The organism is Sphaerisporangium rhizosphaerae, from assembly GCF_042665155.1.
Lineage (GTDB): Bacteria > Actinomycetota > Actinomycetes > Streptosporangiales > Streptosporangiaceae > Sphaerisporangium > Sphaerisporangium rhizosphaerae.
In genome coordinates, this window is the sequence record NZ_JBHTCG010000037.1 from 30,437 (window position 1) to 53,488 (window position 23,052).

General features: G+C 70.3%; 17 protein-coding genes and 1 tRNA gene. 2 read left to right on the forward strand and 16 right to left on the reverse strand.

What is annotated here, in order from left to right; translation table 11 throughout:
- Window positions 1-20: 20 nt before the first annotated feature.
- Window positions 21-2,351: a prolyl oligopeptidase family serine peptidase gene (locus ACFQSB_RS34470; protein ID WP_380831050.1), complete on the reverse strand. Its 2,331-nt coding sequence runs from the start codon at window positions 2,349-2,351 to the stop codon at window positions 21-23.
- A gap of 249 nt (window positions 2,352-2,600) precedes the next feature.
- On the reverse strand, window positions 2,601-3,395 hold the full coding sequence (locus ACFQSB_RS34475) for a nucleotidyltransferase domain-containing protein (RefSeq protein ID WP_380831051.1): 795 nt from the start codon (window positions 3,393-3,395) through the stop codon (window positions 2,601-2,603).
- A 394-nt stretch (window positions 3,396-3,789) separates the two neighbouring features.
- Between ACFQSB_RS34475 and ACFQSB_RS34480 the strand changes: the two genes are divergently transcribed.
- Window positions 3,790-4,017, forward strand: a complete 228-nt coding sequence (locus ACFQSB_RS34480) for a hypothetical protein (protein WP_354927687.1) — start codon at window positions 3,790-3,792, stop codon at window positions 4,015-4,017.
- 123 nt (window positions 4,018-4,140) lie between these two features.
- Here ACFQSB_RS34480 and ACFQSB_RS34485 read toward each other — a convergent pair whose 3' ends face one another.
- From ACFQSB_RS34485 to ACFQSB_RS34515, 7 genes are all read right to left on the reverse strand, one after another.
- Window positions 4,141-4,893, reverse strand: coding sequence for an MBL fold metallo-hydrolase (locus ACFQSB_RS34485; RefSeq protein WP_380831053.1), 753 nt, complete (start codon window positions 4,891-4,893; stop codon window positions 4,141-4,143).
- A 154-nt stretch (window positions 4,894-5,047) separates the two neighbouring features.
- The gene (locus ACFQSB_RS34490; RefSeq protein ID WP_354927683.1) at window positions 5,048-5,596 is read right to left on the reverse strand and encodes a hypothetical protein; all 549 of its coding nucleotides are present in this window, start codon (window positions 5,594-5,596) and stop codon (window positions 5,048-5,050) included.
- Complete coding sequence (locus ACFQSB_RS34495) at window positions 5,593-5,991, reverse strand: hypothetical protein (RefSeq protein ID WP_354927681.1); 399 nt, start codon at window positions 5,989-5,991, stop codon at window positions 5,593-5,595. Before ACFQSB_RS34495 ends, ACFQSB_RS34490 begins: the two co-directional genes overlap by 4 nt.
- Before the next feature lie 102 nt (window positions 5,992-6,093).
- Window positions 6,094-6,876, reverse strand: coding sequence for a hypothetical protein (locus ACFQSB_RS34500; RefSeq protein ID WP_380831055.1), 783 nt, complete (start codon window positions 6,874-6,876; stop codon window positions 6,094-6,096).
- 25 nt (window positions 6,877-6,901) lie between these two features.
- Window positions 6,902-7,378: a hypothetical protein gene (locus ACFQSB_RS34505; RefSeq protein WP_380831056.1), complete on the reverse strand. Its 477-nt coding sequence runs from the start codon at window positions 7,376-7,378 to the stop codon at window positions 6,902-6,904.
- A 45-nt stretch (window positions 7,379-7,423) separates the two neighbouring features.
- Window positions 7,424-8,965, reverse strand: a complete 1,542-nt coding sequence (locus tag ACFQSB_RS34510; protein WP_380831058.1) for a phenylacetate--CoA ligase family protein — start codon at window positions 8,963-8,965, stop codon at window positions 7,424-7,426.
- A complete protein-coding gene (locus tag ACFQSB_RS34515; protein WP_380831059.1) occupies window positions 8,962-10,491 on the reverse strand; it encodes a pyridoxal phosphate-dependent decarboxylase family protein in 1,530 nt (509 codons plus the stop codon). The genes ACFQSB_RS34510 and ACFQSB_RS34515 overlap by 4 nt, the downstream gene beginning before the upstream one ends.
- A gap of 1,336 nt (window positions 10,492-11,827) precedes the next feature.
- Here ACFQSB_RS34515 and ACFQSB_RS34520 point away from each other — a divergent pair.
- A complete protein-coding gene (locus tag ACFQSB_RS34520) occupies window positions 11,828-13,765 on the forward strand; it encodes a primary-amine oxidase (RefSeq protein WP_380831061.1) in 1,938 nt (645 codons plus the stop codon).
- A gap of 75 nt (window positions 13,766-13,840) precedes the next feature.
- Here the strand turns inward: ACFQSB_RS34520 and ACFQSB_RS34525 are convergent.
- The 7 genes from ACFQSB_RS34525 to gnd all read right to left on the reverse strand — a co-directional run bounded on the left by ACFQSB_RS34525 (window position 13,841) and on the right by gnd (window position 23,039).
- A tRNA-Ile gene (locus tag ACFQSB_RS34525) sits at window positions 13,841-13,914 on the reverse strand.
- A 185-nt stretch (window positions 13,915-14,099) separates the two neighbouring features.
- Window positions 14,100-14,978, reverse strand: coding sequence for a DUF3566 domain-containing protein (locus tag ACFQSB_RS34530; RefSeq protein ID WP_380831063.1), 879 nt, complete (start codon window positions 14,976-14,978; stop codon window positions 14,100-14,102).
- 209 nt (window positions 14,979-15,187) lie between these two features.
- On the reverse strand, window positions 15,188-17,689 hold the full coding sequence (gene gyrA / locus ACFQSB_RS34535; protein ID WP_354927667.1) for a DNA gyrase subunit A: 2,502 nt from the start codon (window positions 17,687-17,689) through the stop codon (window positions 15,188-15,190).
- Between the two features lie 42 nt (window positions 17,690-17,731).
- Complete coding sequence (gene gyrB, locus ACFQSB_RS34540) at window positions 17,732-19,675, reverse strand: DNA topoisomerase (ATP-hydrolyzing) subunit B (RefSeq protein ID WP_380831065.1); 1,944 nt, start codon at window positions 19,673-19,675, stop codon at window positions 17,732-17,734.
- A gap of 346 nt (window positions 19,676-20,021) precedes the next feature.
- Entirely contained in the window at window positions 20,022-20,540 is a 519-nt protein-coding gene (locus ACFQSB_RS34545; protein ID WP_380831067.1) for a DciA family protein, read from the reverse strand.
- Window positions 20,530-21,825 carry a DNA replication/repair protein RecF gene (recF, locus tag ACFQSB_RS34550; RefSeq protein ID WP_380831069.1) on the reverse strand — a complete coding sequence of 432 codons (1,296 nt, stop codon included), beginning with the start codon at window positions 21,823-21,825 and terminating at the stop codon, window positions 20,530-20,532. The genes ACFQSB_RS34545 and recF overlap by 11 nt, the downstream gene beginning before the upstream one ends.
- 263 nt (window positions 21,826-22,088) lie before the next feature.
- On the reverse strand, window positions 22,089-23,039 hold the full coding sequence (gnd, locus tag ACFQSB_RS34555) for a phosphogluconate dehydrogenase (NAD(+)-dependent, decarboxylating) (protein WP_380831071.1): 951 nt from the start codon (window positions 23,037-23,039) through the stop codon (window positions 22,089-22,091).
- Window positions 23,040-23,052: the final 13 nt, after the last annotated feature.

Here is a 23,052-nt window from a genome sequence, read left to right on the forward strand (position 1 = left end):
CGGGACCCGCCTCGTCTCGATCAGCCCGATGACAGGTTCAGCGCGCGCCGCAGGAAGTCCAGCTGGTGGAGCAGCAGGTTCTCCTGCACCGACTCGTCGGAGGGCAGATGCGTCGCGCGGGGGAGCGGCAGCACCTCGTGCGGGCGTCCCGCCGCCAGCAGCGCGGCCGAGAACCGCAGGGTGTGCGCCGCCACCACGTTGTCGTCCGCCAGCCCGTGCACCATCAGCAACGGACGGCTCAGTGCGGACGCCTCAAGGATCGGCGAGCAGCGGTCGTAGGCCTCCGGGTGCTCGGCGGGGTGGCCGAGGTGCCGCTCCCGCCAGTGCGTGTCGTACAACCGCTGGTCGGTGACCGGGGCGCCGGCGACGGCGGCGTGGAAGACGTCCGGGCGCCGCAGCACCGCCAGGGCCGCGAGGTACCCGCCGAAGGACCAGCCCCGGACGGCGACCCGGCTCAGGTCCAGCGCCGGACGCAGCCGCGCCGCCTCCCGCAGCGCCGTGACCTGGTCCTCCAGCACCGGGCCCGCGAGGTCGAGGTGGACGGCCCGCTCCCACGCCGGGCCCCGCCCGGGCGTGCCGCGCCCGTCCACCGCGAGCACCGCGAACCCCTGTTCGGCGAACCACTGCGACACGTAGGCCCACCAGGCCCGCTCGGCGGTCACCTTCCGCATCGCGGGCCCGCCGTAGGGGTCCATGAGCACCGGCAGCGGGCCGTCGCGGTGCCAGGAGGGCAGGAACAGCGCGGCGCGCAGCTCGGGAGGGCCGAGCACCAGCATCTCGACCCGCGGCTCCAGCACCGGCCGCTCGGCCACCGAGGCGATCTCCACCCCGACCGCCTCACGCGCCTGCATAGCCTGCTCCGCCGACCCCTGGACCGCCTCGCGTACCTGCACGGCCTGCTCGCCCGACCCATGGACCGCCTCGCGTACCTGCGTGGCCCGCGCGGACGGTCCGCCGTCCGCGCTGGACGCGGCGTCGCGGAGCACGACCGCGCGGGTGCCCGAGCGGTCGAGGGTGCGGGAGACCAGCACGGTCGTGCCCGCCCGGTGCGTGCCGGTGTGCACGCCCGGCTCCCGGCTGACCCGCCGCGGCCCCGACACCGGGTCGTACAGCCACACATCAACGCACGTCGGGTCCTGGGCGGCGGCGAACAGCACCGTCTCGCCGTCCACCGCCAGCACCGCGTCGAGCTGGAGTCCCGGGGGAGTGACCGGGTGGCCGTCCGCGAGCAGCCTGCGCGTGTCGTCCAGGTCAGCGCTGGTCAGCAGGACGCCCCGCGCCGTGCGCGCCGGCAGGCCCGGCACCAGCTCCACCCAGGCGTCGTCGCGCTGCTCGGCCAGCACCTCGGTCGCGCCGGTGGCGGGGTCGACGCCGAGGACCAGCAGCCGGCGCTGGTCGCGGCTCTGCACGGCCGCGTAAGGTCCGCAGGCGTCCCACCCGGCCCCGGTCAGGTACTCGAGCGCCTCGGCGTCCCAGTCCACCGCCGTGGGACTCGCGCCCTCCGCGCCGTCCGCGTCGGCGATCCACAGGCTCACCTCGGCGTTGGCCGTGCCGGCGGCGGGGTAGGGGAAGGAGACCGGCGGGCGGGAAGGGTCGGCGGGGTCGGCGATGTGCCAGCGCTGGACCCGGGCGGTGTCCACCCTGGCCACCAGCACCCGCCGCCCGTCCGGCGCCCACCAGTACCCGCGGTGCCGGCCCATCGACTCGGCCGCCACGTGCTCGGGAAGGCCGAAGACGACCTCGGGGCCGTCCGGCGCGGCGACCACCCGGTCCCGGCCGCCGTCGGCGTCCACCACGCGCAGCGCGCCGCCGCCGACGTAGGCGACGCGCCGCCCCGCCGGGTCCGGGCGCGGGTCGACGACCGGTTCGGCGGCCGGCAGGCGGCGCACCGCCCCGTCCGACGTGCGGCAGGTCCACAGGCCGCCGGACAGCGCGAAGGCCAGCACCTCGCAGGCGCCGTCGGCGGCGTAGGCGACGATGCCGGACGACAGCTCGCGGGCGCGTTCACGGCGGACGCGCTCCTCGGGCGACAGTCGTTCCTCCTCGCCGCGCAGCAGCGTCAGCGGGTCCACCAGCAGCCGCTCCCGCCCGGTCACGACGTCCAGCGCCCACAGGCAGGAGACCGGGTCGTCCCCCGCCCTGCTGCGCAGGAAGAAGACCGTGCCGCCGTCGGGCGACACCGTGAAATGGCGGGGCACGCCGAGCGAGAACCGCCGGGTGCGGGCGAGCTGCCGCGGCAGCGAGATCGGCGGGGACGGCGGTGACGCGGCGGACGGCGGCGACACGGCGGGTGGGGGTGATGCGGCGGGTGGGGGTGACGCCGGGGCCGGGGATGCGGGGGAAACGGCCATGCTTCTCCTTCGTCGAGACGCCGGCCACCGCACCGCGTTCCGCTCTCAGGGCAGGACGCGCGACGGCGGCCGTGCGACCGGCGCGTGCGCGCCGATGGACACCTGAAAAGCAGGATGGCCGCCCCCGGAACCGGGAAAGCGGCCTTGTACAGGGAGAAAGTCTACCACTCCTGCCCGTACAGCCTCCTCCGTCGCGACGACTAGGGAGAAGCCGGCCTCGGCGCACCCGCCCGGACGTCCATCGACCGGTCAGGACAACGGCACGGCCGACGCCCACGTCTCGCGGTAGGCCGCGACGAGCCACCGGTTGACGCGGTCCATGTCGGGATGCTCGGGCAGGTCGCAGACCGGGATGAGCCGCTCGAGCCTGTCCTCCAGGTCGGCGGCGAGGGCCAGGGCCTCCTCCCTGGTGTGCGCGCCCTGCCGCATGCCGACGATGAGCGACCGCCAGGGCTCCGGCATGGGCAGGGTGATGCGGCCCGTCTCGAGCAGTTCGACGCCCTGGACGCCCAGGCGAACCATGTGCCCGGCGTATTTCGTGTCGTATCCGTACCGCGCGATGAGTTCGGGCCGGTTGGTGCGCTTGCCCTGCGGGTGGTCCACCATGCGGTCGCGCTGCGAGCGCAGGTAGCCGAGGAACCGGTGGCCGGCCTGCCGGGACAGCACCAGGCCCGGGTCCGCGCGCAGGTCGCGCCCGAGGTCGGTGACCGACACGATCTCGGACTCCGGGACGAACAGCGGCAGCAGCACGGTGGGGTTGCCGCCCACGGCCAGGCGCATCCACTTACGCAACGAATACACGGTCAGGTCAAGATCACCAGGGCCGGAGCGGGCACCTTCGGGCTGGGTGCGGTAGACGTACTGGTCGAAATGGCGCAGGCCGATGACGTAGTCCGGCGGTTCCAGGCAGATGCCCATCTCGTCGCGGTCGTCGGTGCCGGCGATGGCCGTACCGTGCACGCCGGAGCCCACCTGGCAGCGCAGGATGGTCAGCGCGCCCGCGATGGCCTCGTGCTCGGGGGTGGAGTGCTTGGTCCAGCTCAACGGACGCCGCCTCTCTCGCTACGTGGCCGCCCGATCACCTCTGGCCACGTGATCGGCTCTCGCGCCGTGACTCCGGATCATCTCTCGCGCCGCCTGCCTGGAGCAAAGGAGTTATGCCCAGGGTGCCTCCGCCCCCGCGTGGACGCCTCGTTCTCGGTGAATCATGTTCGGAGCCGTCTCCCTGACCCCGGCGCCCGTGCGTGGTGAAGCTTTCACGCCCGCTCCCCCTTCTCTGCACCACGATCCAGGTCACGCGCGCCCGGATCCGCCCGAGTGGGCGCGATCTGGCCGGGCGTCATCCGCGATGCGATAGTGCGGGTGCCACTCGCCTCCCGGACGCGAGCCTCCGCGTACAGGGCGAGCGGTCCCCCTTATCCGGCCGCAGGAGGATCGCATGCGCAAAATCAGAGCCCTACTCGTCTCGGCCGCCCTGGCCGCCGGCCTGTCGCTGTCGCTGGGCACGGCGCCCGCCCAAGCCGAAAGCATCCGGTACGTCTACTTCCTGTACTCGGACTGCGTGAACGGCGGGCAGCTCGGCATCCAGTGGGGCTGGTGGACCTCCTACTACTGCTCCTACCAGAGCGTCGGCCCCAGCGACTACCGGTACTTCCTCTACGCCTGACACCCGCCGGCGTACCTGACGAAACAACACGCGGTGCGCGGCGCGGGCCACCCGCGCCGCGCACTCACCTTCCCCGGCGGCCGCCGCGCTCAGTGGCGGACGTGCAGCCGCCGCCTCGCATCGTCAGGCGGACATCAGGGTGACCGGTCGCCCTGGAGCGGGGGAGACGAGCAGGTGGTCGAGACCGGCTTCGGAGAAGGCGGTGTGGACGTCCGCCTGGTCCTCGGTGAAGTGGCTCCAGCCCTCGACATGGAGCGGCACGACCTGCCGGGCCTTCAGCAGGCGCGCGGCGGCCACCATCTCGGCGGCGTTCAAGGTGAGCCGCTCGTCGAGCATGGGGACGCGGACGGCGCCGCCGAACAGCAGCGCGACGTCGATGGCCGGGAACCGCCCGGCGATGAGCTCCACATACTCCAGCGAAGCGTTGTCACCGCTGACGTAGACGGTGGGCGACCCGGCGCCGGAGAGCACGAAGCCGGTGACCTGACCGACGATGGGCTCGCTTCCCGGCGGGCCGTGCAGGGCGGGAACGGCGGTGACGCGGACCGGACCGACGTCGTGGTGCTCCCAGGGGCCCAGCGGAGTGACGCCGGTGTTCGCGGCGGCGTCGGGTGTGCTCAGGGTCAGCGGCGCGGCGGCCATCGCCTCGCGGCCCAGCTTGTCCAGGTTGTCGGGATGCTGGTCGTGGCTGAGCAACACCATGTCCACCGGGCCGAGGTCGGCGAAGGAGAGGGCCGGGCCGGTGGTCTTGGTGAGCGTGAGCGGCCCGACGGAGTGATCCCCCGGCGGATCGAAGGTCGGATCGGTGAGGATGCGCAGCCCGCCGAGCTCCAGCAGGGCCGTCGGGCCGCCGATCACGGTGATGGTGGTCGTCATGAGCAACTCCGTTCGCCGCGCACCGCCGGGCATCTGCGAACCACGTTAACCGAACGGACGCGGGCCGTCTCGGCATGTCATGGCATGTCATGGCCGCCGCCGGGCGGCCATGACGAGCCTTCCTCACCACACCGCGCTCACCGGCCTCGGGACCTCAGACCGGCAGTACCCGCAGGGCGGGATAGTTGGCCGAGTTCAGGTACACCTTGTCGGTGCCGTGTTCCTTCTCCAGCTCCAGAACGAACCGGTAGCGGTAGACCCCCGGCTTGGCGTCGCTCATCACCGCCCCGGCCCAGTAGTAGTAGACGGCGGTGTACTGGTCGCGCATCCGGTCGGGAGCGCCGTAGACCTTGAGTTCGGTCATGATCCGGCGCTCGGCGACGTCGTCCTCGTCGCCCTTCTCGATGTCGAGGAAGACCAGGTTGTTGATCTTCGGCATCGGGGGCCAGGTGCCGTCCGGACGGCGGTGCATGTCGATCGGGCGGACGATCCAGTTGATCACCTGCCCCTGCTTGCAGATGGTCTCCAGATGGTCGCCGCCCTGCCCCACGCCGCCGACGCTGTTGTCCATCATGTAGAGGCAGCCGTCCAGGGACTTGGTCGCAGCGGCCTTCTCCATGTCGACGAGGGTCACCACGTTCAGCTGGACGGAGTTGAGCTGGCCGCGATCGGCGAAGTCCGTGGCCGCGTACGCCTGGGTCATCGGCCTTCCTTTCCTTCGCCGGCCGCCCCGGTCAGGGCCGGCCGGGCGGTGGGAGTGAACGGCGTGCCGACGGTGCCGAGCAGGAAGGAGAGCCGGTACGGCACCGGTTTGGTGAGGTCCTGCTTGACCTCGGCGGTCCAGAAGACGATGTCGGTGCCGGGATACACCTTGCGCGTGGGCTCGGCGATCCGCGGGTCGATCTCGATGTCGGCGAGGGTCACGTAGGTCTCGCACTCCAGCGGGATCACGTTCCACAGCAGCGTGTCGCCCTTGCGTACCCGGCTGTGCAGCTCCGGGGTGCCGAAGCCGGAGGACCCGGCGGCCTTGTTGGTGTCGTAGAGGTAGAGGTTGTCGTCCAGGTTCTCCGATGCCAGCGCGGCCACGGGGTCGATCACCGCGGTGATCGTCACAGGCCGTGCGGGCCGGTGTTCGGACTGTCGGTTCCTCGGGGGCAATGCGGCTCCTTCGTTCGCGAGGATGCTCCGGGTCGGGCCGGGTCAGACGGCGGGAGGGACGGCCGGGAGGGGGAGGACGCCCAGTCCGGCGCCGGTGAAGGCGTTGCGCTTCGGGTCGTTGGTGATCTTGAGGCTGGACTCGCAGGTCAGGTCGACGGACTGCCAGACCAGCTCGTCGTTCTGCTCGACCAACTCGTGCAGCTGGACGTGCACCGTGTACGGGTAGATCCCCGGCCGGCTCGTGTCCACGGTCGCGGCCCAGTACCAACCGTCGTAGACCATGTCGGGCGACCCGTACTGGGCCGGGTACATGATCTTCTCGCTGACGGCCTGGCCGGTGATGTCGGTGATCACCGGGGCCGGGTAGTTGTACGCGGCGGCGCTGTCGGTGGTCTTCCCGGTGACGTCCAGCAGCTTGGCCGCGGTCAGGCCCCGCCCGCCGGCCTGCTTGCGGGGACGCTTGCCGACCCTCTGCTGCAGCCGCGTCAGCTCGGCGCCGCTCGCCTGGCCCTCGCCGCCGAGCGCGGCCAGCTGCTCCAGCGTGCGCCGGTCGTGGGCGCGCTCCTGCTCGGCCAGGTAGTTGCGGGGCACCGTCGGAGGGATCGCCCCGAGCGCCGCGGGCAGCCAGTTCAGCACCTGCTCGGTCGCCTGCGACCCGTCGAGGAAGTAGGTGCCGGGCACGATCGTCACCAGTTCCCCGGTGCCCTCCCCGGCCGAGCCGAGGAACTTCATGTTGTCGAACCAGTAGGTGTTGCCGTCGAGGGACCGCGTCCGAAGCGCGTTCTCGACGTCGAACAGCACGATGATCCCGTGTTGCTGTGCCATGGAACCGCCTTTCGCAGAACGTGGCTCACACGCGCAGCAGCGCGGGCGAGTCGATGTGCAGCACGCTGTTGGGCCCTTCGTGGAGCTTGAGCGAGAGCCGGTACCGGTAGGGCACACCGGGCGCCATGGTGTAGGGCACGATGCCCTCCCACACCAGCAGGTCGTGGTTCTCCTGCCCGTCGGAACCCGTGGCGTCGATCGCCGGAACGGCGGGGGGCTCCACCGGGTACGGCGGCACGCCCGGGTCCTCCGAAAGCGGGACGGCCGCGCCGGGCAGGAACTCGATGGCCTGGATCTCGACCGGGGTCTGCACGTCCACGTGGATGGACGTCCACTGGACCACCTGCCCCGGGACCACCGCCGTGACGAGGTCGGGGGTGCCCTGGTGCCGGCTCCCCGCCGAGCTGTCGTCGACCAGCGAGATGTTGCCGTTGTGCAGCGTCCGGTCGGACAACGCCCCGACGGCGTCGACCATCACGACGATGCTGACCTTCTCCTTCATCGATCCTCCTTGTCGGATTTGCTGGGCTGACGGGCGGTCACGTGCTCAGCCCCGGTCCCTGACCAGCGGCGTCTTGCCGACGGCGGTCCGCTCGATCTGCGGCGAGGAGGGGGGGACGAACACCAGCCGGAACTCGTATCCGGTCTGCTCGATGGCCATCGCGTTCGCCTCCCGGTCGTTGAACAGCGACAGGGAGCTCGGCAGCGCCTGGGTGAACAGCCGCCGCGTCCCGCTCGGGCCGAGGGCGTGCTCGACGGCCGCGGCCGTGCCCTCGGCGTCGTCCACCGCCGCCAGCAGAGTGAGGGTCCGGTCCTCACGGTGGTTGTGGAACTGCACCTCGTGCGCGGCCAGGTCCAGATCGACGCCGGACGCCATGTACAGCCGCCCGCGCAGGGCGGCGTAGGCCAGCGTCGCCGAGTACTGGCTGTCGTTCAGGTGCAGCACATCGGCGGTGCGCCCGGCGAACTCGAACCGCTCGGTGCGCAACCCCGGCCCGTCCAGGGCGGGGCGGCGGATCATCCGGTCGCCGAGCTTGAGCCGGAGCAGCGGCGTCTCGTCGGCGTGCAGCCGGGTGACGACCAGCTCGCCCTCCTCCCCTTCGGCGACGGCACGGCCGTGCTCGTCCACGATCTCCACCAGGTGCAGCCCCGGCACGGCGGACAGCGCCGGGGAGGTGTGGTCGAGCTGGAGCCCCACGCATTCGGCCTGGGTCGCGGCGAAGTAGCTGAGGATCGACACGTTGGGGAAGAACGCCTGCAGCTCGTCCCGCTTGCGCTGCGGCAGGGAGCCGCTGCCGTACATGGCGACCCGGAAGCTCGCCCTGGCCTGCGGCGTCAGGCCCGCACCGAGCTCGGGCAGGAGCGCGATGCCGGCGGTGATCCCCATCAGCGCCTTGTGACCGGGGTAGGAGAACATGTGCTCCAGCACCGGTGCGCTCACCGGCCCCGCGCCGATGTAGTTGACTCCCGGGACCTGGGACAGGACGCCGCCGACCATGGTGCCGCTGCTCCACATCTGGTAGTCGGCCAGGGTGGTGAACAGCCAGCGCGGCCCGGGGCCGCTCAGGTAGCGGCCGAGCTGGTAGGCGCCCATGAACGCCCCGGCGATGCGGTAGGTGTCGCGCAGCTCCCTCAGGGAGTACACGATCTCCAGGGGCATGCCGTCACCGGTGCCGCCGCTGGCCACCACCTCGAACCCGCCGCGGTCGAGCGGCACGACCATGCCGGCCCGCGCGCCCATGAACATGTCCCTCTGCACGATCTTGTCCGAGAGGGGGATCCGCTCCCACTCGGACATGTCGGTAGGGGCGCTGCGAATGCCGAAGTAGTGCAGCCGCTCGCGCCACAGCGGGTTGAGCAGGGCGATGCCGACGAGCTGCTGCAGCCGGCGGAACACCAGCGCGTCCTGCAGGCCGAGCGGGGACTCGCAGTACGGAGTTCCGGTGAGCCGCCCGCACTCCTCCAGCTTCTCGCCGAACGACGGCAGCCGGGTGACGTCGTCCACGGAGCGGGGCCGCAGCTCCTCCTCCGGGATCAGTCGTGCCGCCAGGTCCGCCGAGGCGGTGACGTCCAGATCGGTCATGGTCATGAATGACTCCCGTCGCGCTGGTCGTGCCGGGCCGTGGCGCTCGCGCGCAGCACCCGTTGCCCGATGTCCCTGATTTCGGCGATGAGCATGGCCAGGTGGTCGGCGTCGATCAGGTGGTTCATCACCACCACGCGCAGCGCCGCCACCCCGTCGATGTCGACCTTGGAGATGAAGAAGCGCCCGCCGTCCCGGATCCGGTTACGGATCTCCAGCTGCAGCCGGTGCACGGTCGCCGGGTCCACCCCGTCCGGCCGGTACCGGAAGCACAGGATGTTGGACTCCGGTTCGTGCGCCACGGTGAAGTCCGGCTCGGCGGCGACCATCTGGTACGCCTGCCGGGCCACCGCGCACAGCCGGTCGATCTTCTGCGCGAACAGCGCCGGCCCGTAGACCGACCAGACCGCCCAGAGCGGCATGATCATCGGGCGTTTCGTGCACTCGAAGTTCTTGTCCGCGCTGTCGTAGGCGCTGTAGATGTCCGGTTCCTCGTCGAAGACGTAGCTGGCACGCTGCCGGAACGCGCCGCGCGCCGCCGCCTTGTCGCGGTAGAAGAGCAGCGTGCAGGGCGCCGGCATGAACAGCATCTTGTGGGCGTCCCAGGTCAGGGAGTCGGCCCGCTCGATGCCGCGCAGCTTGTGCCGGTGCCGGTCCGACAGCAGCAGGCTCGCCCCGTGCGCCCCGTCCACATGGAGCCAGAGCCCATACCGGCGCGCCAGGGCCGCGAGCTCCTCCAGCGGGTCGAACGCGCCCATCGACGTGGTCCCGGCCGTGGCCACCAGGCAGAACGGCCGCAGGCCTCGCCGGTGCGCTTCGTCCAGTGCCGGGGCGACCAGATCGGGACGTATCCGCCCGGCCCGATCGACGGGGAGCCGGACGATCTGCCGTTCTCCGATGCCGAGCACGCCCGCCGCGCGCGTGATGCTGTAGTGCGCCTCCTCGCTGACCGCGATGGCGGGGCGACCCGGCGTGCCGCCGGCGCCGGCCGTCCAGATCTGCGGGAAGGCGCGGTTGCGGGCGGCGAGCAACGCGGTCAGGTTGGCCAGGGAGCCTCCCGAGGTCGTCACCATGGCGAACCGGTCGGGGTCCCCGCCGAGGTACCGATTGAGTTCCTCGGCCATGAGCCGCTCGGCGACGTTCGGGAGCTGCCCGGCCTCGTAGAAGGAGGAGGGCTGGTTGACCACCGAGCCGACCAGGTCGATGAGGCTGGCCAGTGGCACCACGCCGGAGAACTGCCGGCCCATGTAGCCGGGTGAGTAGACCGGGATCCCGGTCTCGGTGTACAGGTCGACGATCTGGTTCACCCGATCGGCGTCGAAGTCGGCGATGCCCTGCCGTTCGAGGGTCATCAGCTCCCGCGCGGCCTTCAGCAGCGCCTCCGGGTGCAGGAGGTCGAGTCCCCGGACCGACTGGTCGACCAGATACGTCGTCAGGCGTCTGACGATGTTCACGGCGCCGTCGTGGAAACGTCCGGGGTCGAAGGCCGCGGTGAGACCGGGCGTGGGCGAATGGGAACTTTCACCGGTCACCGGCTGTGGAAAGGAACTCTGGACATCGGAAAGCGAACTCGTCACGGAGAGGACTCCAAATTGGTCCGGAGCCGAGAAACCCTCACATGGTCGCGTCCGGCAGGGAATTCACGCATGGCGAACTGAATTCCCGTGCGATCACATGAAAGATCTCGAGAACAAAGGACGATCTGCGGTGGAACGTCGAGAGAGGAAGAGCTTCCCGGCGGCCGGGACGCGAGGTGGATTCATGCCCTTACGGACATGACCTGACCCGTTGTATCGGTCCAATACCTGAGCGGAATGCCGGTCGATGACAGTGGCAGGGCGTGCGAGGGACTCTTGACCTTCTGGTAACGCTACGTCCAAGTGGCTCAGCCGGTTCGGCGGCGATGTCGTCGATGATCAGATTCTGGTGAAGGTCCACCGTGGATGGAACACGGTGAATCCCGCCTTACTCTCACCTGTCGCACTCAGCGGCACGCTCGTCATGTAGATGACCTAATCATCGCCGACAGGCCGGCGCAAGGCCTCAGATGGAGATGGGCTGTCAGAATCAGGCCACGGTCCCGCATGGTGATGGAGGTGCGGGCATGTTCTGCTAGGTCTGGTTTATCGCATCTTATGAGTTTTTCTCATAGATCCTGATGGCGAAGTGTGCAGGTCATGAAGCCGACGGAGAACATCGGACGCCGGCCGGTCGCCCGCACGCATGATCGGCGCCCGGCGAGTGCCCCTTGTCCAGGAGAACGCCTCCGCTTTTCGGTCATGGCGAAAGAGGGAGCCGTGCGCGCCAGGAAGATAAAGCACCCGGATCGAGCTCGCCGACGCCATTTTCGAGTACCCGGAGATCTGGTATAACGGACGGCGACGTCACAGCGGCCCGAAGATACCGGCGCCGATAGCGTTCAAGAACACGATCAGCACGGCATGAAATCCACGAATCGGACTCAAAGAAACCCCGGGCACGCCGCAACCTCACCCAAGCCGGAGCCATTCACCTGCTCACATTGGAAATCCTGACCGGCACGGCGCTCTCCCCGCTGATCTCCGGCCGGAGCCTCTCGCTGTCGCCGCTTTTCTGGGAGAGAATTCCGTCACGACTCCCCCGCACCGGCTTTGAGGTTCATCCGCGCCGGCTCCGAGTCGGCGGAGGTTCTCCGAGACGAGGCCGAGGACCTCCGGCACACCATCCCGCGGGCCACCTGAACCGCGGTCATCGCGCCGCGCTCTTCTCTGCTTTCACCGGCTGGGCTTCCTGCCGTACGCCTCGGTGCTCCCGTCCCCTAACGTGCCCACCCAATTAATCGCACGGCATATCCGGAATTCGACGCGGTCCCACCCGAGAGAGGATCCCATGACCACTCCTACCACCCCGGTTTCCAGCCTTACCGCGGCCGAGATCGAGCGGGCCGCCGTCCTGGTACGCGAGGCCGGCCTGGCCGGCGAAAGCGTCCGCTTCGTCTACGTCGGCCTGCTCGAGCCGCACAAGCAGGAGGTGCTCGCGTTCCACGCCGGAACCGGGCCGAGACCCGACCGCCGGGCGCGGGCGCTGCTGCTCGACACCGCGACCGGCGACGCCCGGGACGTGACCGTCGATCTCACCGCCGGCGCGGTGGCCGCGATCACCGACGTCGACGGCTCCCACGGCGGGATGCCCATCCTGGTCGAGGAGTTCATGGCGGTCGACGGGATCCTCGCCCAGGAGCCGGCCTGGGTGGACGCGCTGGCCAAGCGCGGCCTGACCCCGGAGCAGGTGAGATGCGCGCCGCTCTCCGCGGGCTCCTTCGACCTGCCCGGCGAGCAGGGCAGGCGCATCATCAGAGTGCTCTGTTTCGCCGTGTCCGACCCGGACGGCCACGTCTGGGCGCACCCGGTGGACGGGCTGAGCGCCTACGTCGACCTCGTCGAGAGGAAGGCGACCGAGGTCATCGACATCGGTGTCTTCCCGCTGCCGCGTGAGCTGAGCGACTTCCATCTCCCGCGAGGGCGCCCGGCGCCGTTGGAGACCTTGAGACCCATCGAGATCACCCAGCCCGACGGGCCCTCGTTCCAGGTCGAGGGCGACCGGATCACCTGGGCGAACTGGTCCTTCCACTTCGGGTTCGACGCCCGCGAGGGCCTGGTGCTCCACCGGCTCGCCTACGCCGATCCCGACCACGACGGCGAGGTCCGGCCGGTCGTCTACCGCGCCTCCATCGCCGAGATGGTGGTGCCGTACGGGGACCCGGCGCCGGTCCGGTTCTGGCAGAACTACTTCGACACCGGCGAATACCTCTTCGGCCGATTCGCGAACTCGCTCACCCTCGGCTGCGACTGCCTCGGCGAGATCCACTACGTCGACGTCGACCTGGCCGACGAGACCGGCGATGTGCGGCGCATCCCCAACGCGATCTGCCTGCACGAGGAGGACCACGGCACGCTCTGGAAGCACACCGACATCTACACCTCGAACTCGGCCGAGGTCCGCCGCCAGCGCCGCCTGGTGATCTCGTTCTTCACCACGATCGGCAACTACGACTACGGCTTCTACTGGTACCTCTACCTGGACGGCAGGATCGAGTGCGAGGCCAAGCTCACCGGCGTTCTCTTCACCTCGGCCTACCGCGGGCCGCGAGAGTGGCCCTACGCCGCCGAGGTGGCCCCGGGCCTGGGCGCCCCGTTCCACCAGCACCTGTTCAGCGCTCGCCTCGACATGATGGTCGACGGCCCGCGCAACGCGGTCGACGAGGTCGACGCCGTCCGGGTGCCGGTCTCGCCGGAGAACCCGTACGGCAACGCCTTCAGCTACGCCCGCACCCGCATCGCGAGCGAGGCCGAGGGGGTGCGCAGCGCGGACGCCTCGGTCGGGCGCACCTGGCACGTGGTGAGCACCGAGCGCACCAACCGGCTCGGCCGGCCGACCGGCTACGTACTGCGCGCCCAGCAGAACCCCACCCTGCTGGCGGACCCGTCCTCGTCGATCGCCGCGCGGGCGGCCTTCACCACCCGGGATCTGTGGATCACCCGGTACGCGCCCGACGAGCGGTATCCGGCCGGTGAGTTCGTCAACCAGAACCCGGGCGGCGACGGCCTGCCCACGTACGTCGCGGGTGACCGGTCCCTGGACGGCGAGGACGTCGTGCTGTGGCACACCTTCGGCGTGACCCACTTCCCGCGGCCCGAGGACTGGCCGGTGATGCCGGTGGACCATGCCGGTTTCTCGCTGACGCCGTACGGGTTCTTCGACCGCAACCCCACGCTGAACGTGCCGGCCAACGAGGCAAGGCACTGCGAGCACCGTCACGACGACTGAGACACCGACGCGGTTGCGATGGTGGTCGCAGTGAAAAGCCCCGGACGGAGATCCGTTCGGGGCGGTCTATCTGGGTGGGGCTACCAGGACTTGAACCTGGGACCTCTTCCTTATCAGGGAAGCGCTCTAACCGTCTGAGCTATAGCCCCGCTGGCGGAGAGAAGACTATCGCCTCCGTGGCGCGGAAGCGAACGGTCTCACCGACAGGGAAAAGCTTACCGTGCTCCGGGGCCCGTCCGCGCCATGGATTTCGCCGGTGACCGCCCGCGCTGGTGGAGCCGCGGGCGATCGGGGGCGTCGACGGCGTGTGCCCGGCCGCGGGCCACGGGTGGGGTCACTCGGCCTCGCTGAAGGTCACCTCGACGCCGCCGACCAGGTCGGAGGCGACGTTGTAGATGACGGCCCCCAGCGTGGACAGGGCGGTGATGAGGACGACGTTCACCGCGCCGAGCAGGGCGGTGTAGCCGAGGATGCGCACCGGCTCGAACCAGGACTTGATGTCGATGCCGGCGCTGGTCTTGCCGTCGGGCACCGTGAGCTGCGTCACGGTGTTGACGATGGAGTCGAAGACGCCGAGCGCCGACAGCACCCCGTACAGGACCGCGACCGCCACGAAGAGCACCACGAAGCACACCAGCGAGACGACGAAGCTGAACTTCATCGCCGACCAGGGCTCGACCCTGCGCAGCACCAGGTGGGCCTTGCGGGGCGCCTTGGGGGCCGCCGGCTTGTCGCGGGGCTCGGGACGGGCGCTGGCGATGGGGTCGGGGGTGGACAGGGCCGACACAGCGCCGAACCCCTGCCGGCTGCCCGCGTTGCCCGGACGGGCCCCGGGGCCGGAGCCGGGCGTACCAGGGCCCCCACGACCGGAGCCGGGCGCTCCGGGACCGCCGGGAACGGCACCCGATGAGCCGGGACCTCCAGGGGCGGTACCGGGCGAGCCGGGGCGTCCCGGGCCGGAGCCCGGGGTGCCAGGGGCCGGCGAGCCGGTGCGCGGGGCGGCGGCGGGCGCGGGACGCGCGCTCGGACCGGCGTTCGGCCCGGGCGCCGGAGGCGCCTGCGGCTTGGGCGAGGGCCTGGTGGGGCCGGCGCCCTGGCCGTCGGCGGCGGGCGACCAGGAGTTGTCGGGCACCGAGGAGGAGCGGATGTGCAGCGTCGCGTCCGCTCCCTCGCCACCTGCGGCGGGAGCCGCCGCGTCGTCGTCGTTGGACACGACGACAACCCTGTCATCACTCTGGTCGGCCGGGGAACGGACCTTGCCCGTACTTTCCGAGGTGTTCACGCTCTCCGTCACCTGATTGCGCGTCGAGGAGTTCACCGAGGACGCCGGACGGGCGGCCTTTGGCGTGGCGCGTTTGCGGTTCGCCGAGGTGCCGGTCGGTTTACCGGGCCCGCCGGAACCACCGGAGTTGGCCTGAGGGCTCATTCCTCGTCATCTCCCCCGTTGTCCTCGGAGTCCAGCGCTTCGGCGTTGCGGGCGAGGGCAACCACGCTGTCTCCCTCTGAGAGGTTCATCAGGCGCACTCCCATGGTCTGGCGGCCGGACTGCTTGATCTCACCCGCACTGGTCCGGATCACCCCACCGGCAGAGGTGATCGCGAACACCTCGTCCTCGGGGCTCACCATGACTGCTCCGACCAGCTTGCCACGGGCACTCACAATCTTCGCAGTCAGTACACCTTGCCCGCCTCTTCCTTGAACAGGATATTGATCCGCGGGTGTCCGCTTCGCATACCCACCTACGGTGGCGATAAGCACGTCGGCGCCGTCGCTGACCACGTTCATGGCCAGCAGTTCGTCGCCGTCGAGGAAGCGCATTCCGATGACGCCGCTCGTGGCCCGGCCCATGGGGCGCAGGGCCTCGTCGGAGGCGGTGAAGCGGATGGACTTGGCGCCGCGCGAGACCAGCAGCAGGTCGTCCTCCTCGGAGACCAGCCGGGCCGCGATCACCTCGTCGTCGTCGCGGAGGTTGATGGCGATCAGGCCGCCGGACCTGGGGGAGTCGTACTCCGACAGGCGGGTCTTCTTCACCAGGCCGCTGCGGGTGGCGAGCACCAGGTACGGGGAGACCTGGTAGTCGCGCAGGTCCAGGACCTCCATGACGTGCTCGTCGGGCTGCATGGCCAGGAGGTTCGCCAGGTGCTGGCCGCGCGCGTCGCGGCCGGCGTCGGGCAGCTCGTAGGCCTTGATGCGGTAGACGCGGCCCTTGTTGGTGAAGAACAGCAGCCAGTGGTGCGTGGTGGTGACGAAGAAGTGCTCGACGATGTCGTCCTGGCGCAGCTGCGCGCCGCGCACGCCCTTGCCGCCGCGCTTCTGGGCGCGGTAGAGGTCGGTCTTGGTGCGCTTGGCGTAGCCGCCGCGGGTGATCGTGACGACCATGTCCTCTTCGGCGATGAGGTCCTCGATGGACATGTCGCCGTCGTAGGCGATGATCTCGGTCTTGCGCTCGTCGCCGTACCGGTTGACGATCTCGCCGAGCTCGTCGCCGACGATCTGCCGCTGGCGGCTCGGCGACGCGAGGATCTCCTGGTAGTCGGCGATCTGCGTCATCAGCCCGTTGTACTCGTCGGTGATCTGCTGGCGTTCGAGGGCGGCCAGCTTGCGCAGCTGCATGTCCAGGATGGCCTGGGCCTGGATCTCGTCGATCTCCAGCAGCTCCATCAGGCCGCCGGACGCCTGCGCGGCCGAGGGGGAGCGGCGGATCAGGGCGATGACCTCGTCCATGCGGTCCATCGCCTTGAGCAGGCCGCGCAGGATGTGGGCGCGCTCCTCGGCCTTGCGCAGCAGGTAGCGCGTACGCCGGACGACGACCTCGATCTGGTGCTCGACGTAGTGCTTGACGAACTGGTCGATGCGCAGCGTCCTCGGCACGCCGTCGACCAGGGCCAGCATGTTGGCGCCGAAGGTCGTCTGGAGCTGGGTGTGCTTGTAGAGGTTGTTCAGCACGACCTTGGCGACCGCGTCGCGCTTGAGGACGATCACCAGGCGCTGGCCGGTGCGCGAGGAGGTCTCGTCGCGCACGTCGGCGATGCCGTTGACCCTGCCGTCCTTGACCAGCTCGGCGATGGTCAGCGCGAGGTTGTCCGGGTTGACCTGGTAGGGCAGCTCGGTGACGACCAGGCACTGGCGGCCCTTGGGGTCCTCCTCGACCTCGACGATGGCCCGCATGGTGATCGAACCGCGCCCGGTGCGGTAGGCGTCGTCGATGCCGCGCCGGCCGACGATGAGCGCGCCGGTGGGGAAGTCGGGGCCCTTGACGCGCGCGATGAGCGCCTCGAGCAGTTCCTCCTCGGAGGCCTCGGGGTTCTCCAGGCACCACTGGACGCCGGAGGCGACCTCGCGCAGGTTGTGCGGCGGGATGTTGGTCGCCATGCCGACCGCGATGCCGGCCGAGCCGTTGACCAGGAGGTTGGGGAACCTGGACGGCAGGACCATCGGCTCCTGCGAACGGCCGTCGTAGTTGGGCTGGAAGTCGACGGTCTCCTTGTCGATGTCACGGAGCATCTCCATGGCGATCGGCGCGAGACGGCACTCGGTGTACCGCATGGCGGCGGCCGGGTCGTTGCCGGGGGAGCCGAAGTTGCCCTGGCCGTCGACCAGCGTGTACCGCAGCGCCCACGGCTGCGCGAGCCGCACGACCGTGTCGTAGATCGAGGCGTCGCCGTGCGGGTGGTAGGAGCCCATCACGTCGCCGACGACGCGGGAGCACTTGAAGTATCCGCGGTCGGGCCGGTATCCGCCGTCGTACATGGCGTAGAGCACGCGCCGGTGCACCGGCTTGAGGCCGTCCCGCACGTCCGGCAGCGCCCTGGACACGATGACCGACATCGCGTAGTCCATGTAGCTGCGCTGCATCTCGGACTGGATGTCGACCGGTTCGATGCGGTCGGCGGGCGGCCCAGGCGGGGTGTTGACTTCCGTCACGGGTGGTACGTCCTTTTCGGAGATGAGTCTGTACGGCAGCCGTTACACGTCAAGGAACCGGACATCCCTCGCGTTCCTGATGATGAACGACCTGCGCGCCTCGACGTCCTCGCCCATCAGCACGGTGAACATCTCATCGGCCTGGGCGGCGTCGTCGAGGGTGACCTGAAGGAGGACCCGGGTCGCCGGGTTCATCGTGGTGTCCCAGAGCTGGGCGGCGTTCATCTCGCCCAGACCCTTGAAGCGCTGAACGCCGTCGTGCATGCGCGGGTCGCGCCGGCCGTTGGCGATGCCGGCCTCGATGATGGAGTCGCGCTCGCGGTCGGAGTAGGCGTAGCTGGCGTCCTCGCCCTTCCGGTCCCACTTGATCTTGTAGAGCGGGGGCTGGGAGAGGTAGACGTGCCCGGCCTCGATGAGCGGCCTCATGAAGCGGAACAGCAGCGTCAGCAGCAGGGTGGTGATGTGCTGACCGTCGACGTCGGCGTCCGCCATCAGGATGAGCTTGTGGTAGCGGAGCTTGGCGATGTCGAACTCGGCGTGCACGCCGGTGCCGAGCGCGGTGATCAGCGCCTGCACCTCGTTGTTCTTGAGCACGCGGTCGATGCGGGCCTTCTCGACGTTCAGGATCTTGCCGCGGATGGGCAGGATGGCCTGGAACTTCGGGTCGCGGCCGCCCTTGGCGGAGCCGCCCGCGGAGTCGCCCTCGACGATGTACAGCTCGCACTTCTCGGGCTCGGTCCACTGGCAGTCGGCGAGCTTGCCCGGCAGCCCCGAACCGGCCTCCAGCAGCGACTTGCGCCGGGTGAGGTCGCGGGCCTGGCGGGCCGCGATGCGGGCGCGGGACGCCTGCAGGGACTTGTTGATGATCTCCTTGGCCTCGCCCGGGTTGCGCTCGAACCAGTCGCGCAGGAAGTCGTTGCAGGCCTTCTGCACGAACGACTTGGCCTCGGTGTTGCCGAGCTTGGTCTTGGTCTGGCCCTCGAACTGCGGGTCGGCGAGCTTCACCGAGATGATCGCCGTGAGGCCCTCACGGATGTCGTCACCGGTGAGGTTGTCGTCCTTGCCCTCCTTGAGGAACTTCTGCTCGCGGGCGTAGCGGTTGACGATCGTCGTCAGCGCCGCGCGGAAGCCTTCCTCATGGGTGCCGCCCTCGGCGGTGTTGATGGTGTTGGCGAAGGTGTAGACCGACTCGCTGTAGGACCCGTTCCACTGCATGGCGATCTCGACGGAGATGCCCTCGCCCTCGGACTCGAAGTCGATGACCGAGTTGTGGACCGGTTCCTTCTTGGAGTTGATGTGCTTGACGAAGTCGGACAGACCGCCCTCGTAGTGGTAGGTCACCACATGAGGCTCGCCGTTCACGTGGTCGGGCCGCTCGTCGCGGATGACGATCGTCAGGCCCTTGTTCAGGAAGGCCATCTCCTGGAAGCGGCGCGACAGGGTCTCGAAGTTCCACGTGGTGGTCTCGAAGATGGTGTCGTCGGCCCAGAAGGTGATCGAGGTGCCGGTCTCCTCGGTGGGCTCGCCCTTGACCAGGGGACCGGTGGGCTTGCTCTCGACGTACGACTGCCGCCAGTAGTGGCCCTCCGTCTTGATCTCCACCTCCAGGCGGGTGGAGAGGGCGTTGACCACCGACACGCCGACGCCGTGCAGGCCGCCGGAGACGGCGTAGGACTTGCTGTCGAACTTGCCGCCCGCGTGCAGGACGGTGAGGACGACCTCGACGGCGGGCCGCTGCTCGCCGGGGACGATTCCCACCGGGATGCCGCGGCCGTTGTCCACTACCCGGACGCCGTTGTCCGCGAGGAGAGTGATCTCGATGTGGTCGGCGTAGCCGGCGAGTGCCTCGTCGACGGAGTTGTCCACAACCTCCTGGACCAGGTGGTGGAGACCACGCTCGCCGGTCGAGCCGATGTACATGCCAGGGCGCTTACGAACCGCCTCAAGCCCTTCGAGAACGGTGATTGAGCTAGCGTCGTAGGACAAGTGCCAAATCCTCCTGCCGCGGACACGCGACAGGAGAGGCCGTGATGCGGCTGCTCCTGCCGTGCCCGTCACCGTCGTGAGTGCCTCGATGCGACCACCCGTGGGAGATCGGCGCGCGGCCGGGGGTGACTCGCATGCGGACGTGTCCGGAATCCGAGTTCATTCTACCGGTCAGAAGCGCATCAGGTGGCATTGACGGCCGCTGTGGTGGCCTGTCGGGCGTTGGATGCCTTACTGAGCATCCCCCCACGGGGGAGGGGGGTCACCGCCGCCACCGTGATTCTGATCGGTTTCCCCGGGGAAGGGCCCCCTCCGTCGCCGGTCGGGCGACGCTGTGAGCCCTTTGTCAACCATACGTGTCACGGGGGCCCTTGCTGCCGGTAACGCGCAGCCCGCCCGAGGGCCTCGGGCCGTTCTGCGGCCCGCGGACCTTCACCCGCTGGACCGTGCCGTCGCCGAGCTCCTCGTTCAGCCGTCTGACCAGGGTGGAAGCGAGCAGCCGCACCTGCGTGGCCCAGGCGGTGGAGTCGGCGACGACCAGCACCTCGCCCTCGGAGAAGGTCTCCGGCTTGGTGTGCGCGGCGAGATCGGGCCCGACGATCTCGTGCCAGCGCCCGAACACCCCGCCGACCGCGAGCGGCTCCTCCCACCCCCGGTCGGCCAGCAGATCGCGGATGGCCCGGCCGAAGAGCTGCGGATCGCCGGCGTCCCGGCGGGCGGCCGAGCGGCGGCGGGGCTCGCGCCGGGGAAGCTGCCCGCGCTTGGCGGCGTCGGCCTTGGCCTGGGCGAGCTTCTCGCGCGCGAGCGCCGCGCCGCGCGCCGCGACGATGTCGGGCGACTGGACTCCGGAGGTCTCACCTGACACGGGCGACGCTCCCTTCCGCGACGTCGAACCGGGCACCGGAGAGCTGCGCGGGGACGTCCTCGGGCACCGCCGCGGTGATCAGGACCTGCTCGGCGGAGGCGACGATCTCGGCCAGGCTGCGCCGCCTGCGCGCGTCCAGCTCGGCGAAGACGTCATCGAGGATCAGCACAGGGTCGCCGCCCTCGGCCCTGAGCAGGTCGTAGGCGGCCAGGCGCAGCGCCAGCGCGAACGACCAGGACTCGCCGTGGCTGGCGTAGCCGCGCGCGGGCAGGTCGCCCAGCCGCAGCAGCAGGTCGTCGCGGTGCGGGCCGACGAGGGTGACGCCGCGTTCGAGTTCGGCCTGCCTGACGGCGAGCAGACTCGCCCGCAGCGCCTCTTCCAAGGCGGAACGGTCCGGCAGGGCCTCCTCCGGGCCCGGAGCGCCCAGGGTGCCAGGGGTGCCTGGGAGTGCCGCTTCGGGCGTTGTAGACGGCCCTGGGGCCGTGTGGCCCTCGCCGGGCGGAGACGGCGGCAGGCCGTCCACCGCTGTGGACAACGTGTGGCGGTACTCCATGCCGGCGGGGGCGGACGACGGGGCGAGCAGCGCGTAGGCCTTGGCCACCAGCGGGCGCAGCGCCGCCACGAGCTGGAGGCGGGCGGCGAGCAGCTCGGCGCCGTGGCGGGCGAGGTGGGCGTCCCAGACCTCCAGCGTGCCGAGCGCGTCCCCGGCGCCGGCCGCCGCGAACCCCGCCTCGGCCTCCTGCCGGCGCGAGCTCTGCCTGCGGCCAGGACGCGCCTGCATGGCGCTGCGGAGCAGGGCGCCCCGCTGCTTCAGCACCCGCTCATAGTCGGCCCGCACCCCGGCGAAGCGGGGCGCCCGGGAGACCAGCAGGTCGTCCAGGAACCTGCGCCGGTCGGCCGGGTCGCCCTTCACCAGCGCGAGGTCTTCGGGGGCGAACAGGACCGTGCGCAGCAGGCCGAGGATCTCGCGCGGCCGCGCGACCGGGGCGCGGTTGAGGCGGGCGCGGTTGGCCCGGCCTGGGTTGATCTCCAGCTCGACCAGGGCGCGCCGGTCGTCGCGGACCACCACGGCACGGACGATCGCCCGGGTGGTGCCCTGACGGACCAGCGGCGCGTCGGTCGCCACCCGGAAGCTGCCGAGTGTCGCGACGTACCCCAGGGCCTCGACGAGGTTGGTCTTGCCCTGGCCGTTCGGGCCGACGAACGCCGTCACCCCCGGCTCCAGGGCCAGCTCCACGGAGGAGTAGGACCGGAAGTCGGTCAGCGACAGGTGGGCGACATGCACCCCACGAAGGTTACTGGGCCCCTACGACAACATCAGTACAACCTCCGACACCGTTCACACCGCCACCACCACGACGGCACCGCACGCCGCCTCAAGGGCGCCCCGAGCCCGCCGAGCGGAGCGAGGCCAGGAAAAACAGCTCGGGGCGCGGCGGTGTTCTGAGGAGGAGAGAGCGAGTGCGAGGAACGAGCGCTCGTGAACGACGACGAAGAGCGCCGCCTCAAAGGCGCCCCGAGCAGCCGAGCGGAGCGAGGCCAGGCAACTCAGTGTCCGTCGATCGGGGGGGTGACGTCCGCGCCGGGGGCGTCGGCGCCCTTGGTGTGCTGGCCTTCGACGGAGGCCACCGCGTGGCCGCCGAACTGGTTGCGCAGGGCCGCGACCATCTTCATGGCCGGGGAGTCCTCCTGGCGCGAGGAGAAGCGCGCGTACAGGGCCGCCGTGATGGCCGGGAGCGGCACGGCGTGGTCGACGGCGGCCTGGACCGTCCAGCGGCCCTCCCCGGAGTCCTCGGCGTAGCCCTTGAGCTCCGACAGGTCGGGATCCTGGTCCAGGGCGCGCACCAGCAGGTCGAGCAGCCAGGAGCGGATCACCGTGCCGGTGCGCCAGCTCTTGAAGGCGCCCGGCACGTCGGTGACGATGTCGGTGGCCTCCAGCAGCTCCCAGCCCTCGGCGAACGCCTGCATGATGCCGTACTCGATGCCGTTGTGGACCATCTTGGCGAAGTGGCCGGCGCCCACCGTGCCGGCGTGGACGAAGCCGTCCTCGCCCTCGGGCTTGAGCGACTCGAAGATCGGCATGAGGCGGCCGACGGCGTCGGCGTCGCCGCCGACCATCAGGGCGTAGCCGTTCTGCAGGCCCCACACCCCGCCGCTGACGCCCACGTCGACGAAGCCGATGTCGCGGGCGCCGAGCTGGTCGGCGTGCTTCTTGTCGTCGAGGTAGTGGGAGTTGCCCCCGTCCACCACGATGTCGCCCGGCGACAGCGCCTCGCAGAGCTGGTCGATCGTCGCCCTGGTCGGCGCGCCGGCCGGGACCATGACCCACACCACGCGGGGCGCCTGCAGCCGCTGGACGAGCTCGTCGAGGCTTGAGACGTCGCTGGACTCGGGGTTGCGGTCGTAGCCGACCACGTCATGCCCGGCACGGCGCAGCCGCTCGGCCATGTTGCCGCCCATCTTGCCCAGCCCGATCATGCCGATCTGCATCGCAGCCACCCCTTGCCAAGAT